We start from the raw sequence: 5,643 nt of genomic DNA, 5'->3' as shown, positions 1-5,643 counted from the left end.
GAGGTAGGCCGGCGCCTCGGCGTCCTGGGGCCGATCCGGCAGCGGCGAGGCGTCGAGGTCCGCCAGCGCGTCCAGCGACACGGCCAGCGAGTCCATTCCCCAAGCGGGTTCCGCCGAGCCCGGCGCGCGCAGCAAGCACCGCGCCCCGCTGTCCGCGATCAGCAGTTGCTGGCGCGCGTCGGGCATCTGCGGGTCCAGCGGCACATACACGCCTCCCAGCTTCAGGATGGCCAGCTGCGCCAACACCAGCTCCAGCGACCGCTCCAGCCGCGTCGCCACCGCATCGCCCGCGCCCACGCCCTGGCCTTGCAGCACCCGCGCCAGGCGATTGGCCGCCGCATCCAGTTGCGCATAGCTCAGCTGGCGCTCTCCCTGCACCACGGCGGTCGATCCAGCGTGCTCGCGCACGACCGCGTCGAACAGCTGGGCCAGCGTCCGACCGCCGGGATAGGGGCGCGTGTGCTCCGCCAGCGACAGCAGCGCCGCTCGTTCCGCGTCCGGCAGCACCGGCAGGGGCAGCGCCGACGTCGTCTCCAGCGCCTGCACCAGCGCCTGCAGCGACTGCTGCATCAGCGCACACACCCGCTCCGGCTGCGCCGGGGCCGCCACCAGCGCGTTCAGCCGCAGGCCGTGGTCGCCGAAATCGTCCACGCTCAGCGTGAAGGGATAGTTGGTCCGTTCCTCGCCGCGCAGCGTCTCCACGCCCGGCAAGGCGGCGACCGGATCGCCTTGACCCGGCTGCGCGTGGCTGTGGCGGTAGTTCAGCAGCGCCGTCACCAGCGGCACGCCGGACGCCAGCCCGCTGCAGCGCTGCGCCAGCGCCAGAGAGGCATGCTCGTGGCGCAGCAGCGCCGCCAGGTCGAGCTGCACGCGGTGCACCGCGTCATCCACCCGACCCTGCAACTGGACACGCAGCGGCAGCGTGTTGATGTACAGCCCCAGCGCCCGGTCCGCGCCGGAACCCGACTGCATGCGGCCGAACAACACCGTGCCGAACACCACGTCGTCGCGCCCGCTGACCTGGCCCAACAGCTGCGCATAGGCCAGATGACAGAGGCTGGCCACGCTGACGCCCAGCCGGCGCGCCTGGGCGCGCAGGCTGCTGCTCAGCGTCGCCGGCAGGCTCAGGTGGGCCTCGGCCACCGCGCTGCCATCGCCTTGCACGTCCGACAAGCCGTACGGCAGCGTCGGTTCGTCCACCGCGGCCAGCCGCTCGCGGAAATAGGACTCATGCTGGGCCGTCGGCATGCCCAGCCGGGCCTGCGCGACGAAGTTGCGGAAGGGCTGCGGTGGGGCCAGGTCTTGCTCGCGGCCGGACAGCAGCAGGCCGATTTCCTGCTGCAGCACGTCCAGGGCCTGATGGTCCACCACCAGGTGATGCACCAGCAAGGCCATCACCCAGCTGTCGCGACCGGGTTCGCGCAGCAGCTGCGCCTGCAGCAGCGGCGCCTTCTGCAGGCACAGACGCAGGCGGCGTGCATCGCTGTGATGCAGCAAGGCCTGCAGCGCCTCGTCGCCGCGCGAGGCCTCGTCCACGCCGAGATCCGCCGCGTCCAGCGTCAGCACCGGCAGCTCGGCCTCGCGCTGCACCAGTTGCACCGGCTCGTCCAGCCCTTCCCAGTACAGCGCCGTGCGCAGCACGTCGTGGCGGCGCAGCGACCGGCGCAGCGCATCCAGGTAGCGCTGCAGCCTGGCCTCGCCGTCGAAGCGCATCACCGCGCGCAGCAGGTAGACGTCGCCATCGCCGCCCGTCAGGTGGTGGAACAGCATGCCCTCCTGCAGCGGCGCCAGCGGATAGATGTCCTGCACGTTGGCAGCCCCGCCGGGCACCTGCGCGACCAGCGCATCCAGCTGTGCCTGGCTGATCGACACCAGCGGCAGCATCTCCGGCGTGATCCGCTCGGCACCGTCCGGGATGCCCATGGGCGGCAGCTCAAGGCCGCCCACGCCCGCCCCGCTGTCGGCCATGCGCTCGGCCAGTTCCGCCAGACTGCGCGTGCTGAACAAGGCCTGCACGTCGCTGGACAGCCCCCGCTGGCGCATGCGCTCGGTCAGCGTGACCGCCAGCAGCGAATGCCCGCCCAACTCGAAGAAGTTGTCGTGCCGGCCCACGCGCGGCAGCTGCAACACCTCGGCCCACAGCGCGGCCAACTGTTCTTCCTGCGCGCCCAGCGGTGCCTCGTAGGCACGTTCCGTATGTTCCGGTGCCGGCAGCGCACGGCGGTCCACCTTGCCATTGGGCGTCAGCGGCATCTCGTCCAGGCACACGAAGGCACTGGGCACCATGTAGCCGGGCAGCTCGCCGGCCAGCGCCTGGCGCAGCGTGTCGACGTCGAGCTTCTCGTCATCGCGCTGACCCACGACGTAGGCCACCAGCCGCTTCAGCCCCGGCTCGTCTTCGCGCGCCAGCACCACGGCTTCGCGCACCCCGGGCTGCGCCAGCAGTCGCGCCTCGATCTCGCCCAGCTCGATGCGGTAGCCGCGCAGCTTCACCTGCTCGTCGTTGCGGCCGACAAAGGCCAGCCGCCCGTCATCCCGCCAGCGCACCAGGTCACCGGTGCGGTACATGCGCGCCCCGCCGCCCGCGAACGGATCGGCCAGGAAGCGCTCCTGCGTCAGCTCCGGCCGGCCCAGGTAGCCCCGCGCCACGCTCGGGCCGCCGATGTACAGCTCGCCCACCGCGCCCAGCGGAAGTTCGCGCTGCTGCGCGTCCAGCACATACAGCCGCGTGTTGCTGATCGCCGCGCCGATGTCCGGCGATTCCTGCCCCGCGCTCAAGGCTCCCGAGGTCGCCACCACCGTGGTCTCGGTCGGCCCGTAGTTGTTCACCAGGGTCAGGTCTTGCGGCAGCTGCTCCGGCACGCGGCGCAGCCGCTCGCCGCCGGTCAGCAGCGTGCGCAGCCCCTGCGGCAGCGGGCCGTCGGCCAGCGCCAGCTCGGCCAGCGGCGTCACCAGGAAGCTGCTGTCCAGCTGCTGCGCCCGCCACCAGCCCAGCAGCGCCGCCGCGTCCAGCACCTCGCCCCGCTCGTCCAGCGGCGGGATCACCAGCGTGGCCCCGCTGGCCAGCGCCGGCCAGGTCTCCCAGGTGCTGGCGTCGAAGCCCACGCCGGCCGTCAGCGCGGTGCGGTGCCCTTCACCCAGCCCGAAGCTGCGTACATGCCACTCCACCAGCTGCGCCAGCTGGCGCTGCTCCACCATCACGCCCTTGGGCACGCCGGTCGAGCCGGAGGTGTAGATCACATAGGCCAGGCGCGACTCGGCCCGCTCCCGCGGCTGCACCGGAACGATGTCGTCCGGCAGCGGCTCGCTCAGGTCCAGCACCGGCACCGCGGCGCCATCCAGCAGCCGCACCATGCGCTCGTGCTGCGCCGCTCCCAGCGTCAGCACCGCCTTGGGCGCGCAGTCCCGCAGCGTCTGCGCCAGCCGTGCGTCCGGCCATTGCGGATCCAGCGGCACATAGGCCGCACCCGCCTGCCAGGTGCCCAGCAGCGCCTGCGTCCACGCGATGGAACGCGGGATGCAGACCGCAACGCGGTCCTCCTCGCCCGCGCCCCGCGCAGCCAGCCAGCCGCCCAGCGCCAGCGACTGCCGCTGCAGTTGCGCATAGCTGATCCTTTGATCGCCCTGCTCCAGCGCGATGGCTTGCGGCGTGGCCGCCGCTTGCTCACGCACCCGTGCCAGCACGTCCAACGCACCGGCCATCGGCCACACCGCGTCATCGCGCCACTGCTGGAGCTGGGTCTGCTCGTCATCGCTGAGCAGCGGCAGCGCGGCCATCGCGGTGCAAGCGAGATCGGCCGCCACCAGCGAGCGCAGCAGCTGCTCCAGATTGCGCACGCGGCGCTCGATGGTGGCACGGTCGAACAGCGCCGTGGCGTACTCCAGATGTCCCACGATGCAGCCCTGCGACTCCATCAGCTCCAGCGTCAGGTCGAACTTGGCGACCGCGTCCGTGCTGCCCAGGCCTTCCAATTGCAGCCCGGGCAGTTGCCAGCGGTCGGCCACCGCGCCTTGCCACGCGAACATCACCTGGAACAGCGGCGTGTAGGCCAGGCTGCGCTCGGGCTTGACCAGTTCCACCACCTGCTCGAAAGGCAGGTCCTGGTGCTGCTGGGCCTGCAGCACCTGCTGGCGCACCCGCTGCAGCCAGGCGCCGGCCGTCAGCTCGCCCGCGTCGGGCATGCGCAGCACCAGGGTGTTGACGAACAGGCCGATCAGCCCTTCCAGCTCGCGGCGCGAGCGGTTGGCCACCGGCGTGCCGATGAGCACCTCCGCCTGGCCCGACCAGCGCGACAGCAGGCTGCCCCAGGCCCCCAGCAGCAGCATGAACAGCGTCACGCCCTGGCGCTGGCTGCAGGCCTTGAGCTGCGCGCTCAAGGCCGCATCGAAGCGCAGCGCCACGCGGGCGCCCTGCAGCGATTGCTCGGCGGGACGCGGACGATCCGTGGGCAGCTCCAGGCGCTGCGGTGCGTCGCTCAGCGTGCGGCGCCAGTAGTCGGCCTGCCCGGCCAGCGCGTCGCCCTGCATCCAGCGGCGCTGCCACAGGGCGTAGTCGGCGTACTGCAGCGGCAGGGGCGCCAACGCCAGCGGCTCCGCCGTCCCCGCCACGGCGGCGCTGTAATGGGCCTGCAGTTCCTGCCACAGCACGTCGACCGACCAGCCGTCCGCCACCAGATGGTGCAGCGTCAGCACCAGCACATGGGTCTCGCCGTCGTCATCGTCGCCGGCATGTACCTGCTCGTTGAACAGCGCGGCGCGCAGCAGCGGTGGCTTTTCCAGGTCGAAGGGCTGCTGCAGTTCCTGACGCACCGCCTCCATGAGCTCATGGGCCTGCACCACGGCCTCGCGCCAGGGCAGCACGGCCTGTGCGGCGATGCGCTGGATGGGTTGCCCGTCTTCCAGCAGGACGCCGGTGCGCAGGGCCTCGTGGCGGTCGACCAGCTGCTGCAGCGCGCCGCGCAGCGCGGCCCGGTCCAGCGAGCCGCGCAGCCGCAGCGCCAGATGGATGTGATAGGCCTGGCTCATGCCCGGCAGCCGGGTCAGGAACCACAGGCGCTGCTGGGCATGGGTCAGCGGCGCGGTATCGCCGCGCGCCGGCTCCGCCACCAGCGGCGGCAGCACGGCGGCCGGGTCCTGCAGCCCTTCGCGGACCTCGCCCAGCACGTGCGCGAACTGCGCCACCGTCGGCGCGTCAAAGAGCTGCGACAGCTCCGGCGCGCCATGGCCCAGCTGGCCCAGGCGCGACAGCACGCGCACTGCCAGCAGCGAATGCCCGCCCAGCTCAAAGAAGTCGTCGTGCCGGCCCACGCGCGGCAGCTGCAACACCTCGGCCCACAGCGCGGCCAACTGTTCTTCCTGCGCGCCCTGCGGTGCCTCGTAGGCACGTTCCGTATGTTCCGGTGCCGGCAGCGCGCGGCGGTCCACCTTGCCATTGGGCGTCAGCGGCATCTCGTCCAGACGCACGAAGGCGCTGGGCACCATGTAGCCGGGCAGCTCGCCGGCCAGGGCCTGGCGCAGCGTGTCGACGTCGAGCTGCTCGTCATCGCGCTGACCCACGACGTAGGCCACCAGCCGCTTCAGCCCCGGCTCGTCTTCGCGCGCCAGCACCACGGCCTCGCGCACCCCGGGCTGCGCCAGCAGCCT

General features: G+C 72.2%; 1 protein-coding gene. It reads right to left on the bottom strand.

Annotated elements, in window-relative coordinates; translation table 11 throughout:
- A partial coding sequence (locus LZ017_RS21645) for a non-ribosomal peptide synthetase (protein WP_277604851.1) occupies positions 1–5,643 on the bottom strand: 5,643 nt, incomplete at both ends.

The sequence above is a fragment of the Pelomonas sp. CA6 genome (assembly GCF_022549225.1).
GTDB lineage: Bacteria > Pseudomonadota > Gammaproteobacteria > Burkholderiales > Burkholderiaceae_C > Roseateles.
This window is presented reverse-complemented; position numbering and strand designations above follow the sequence as displayed.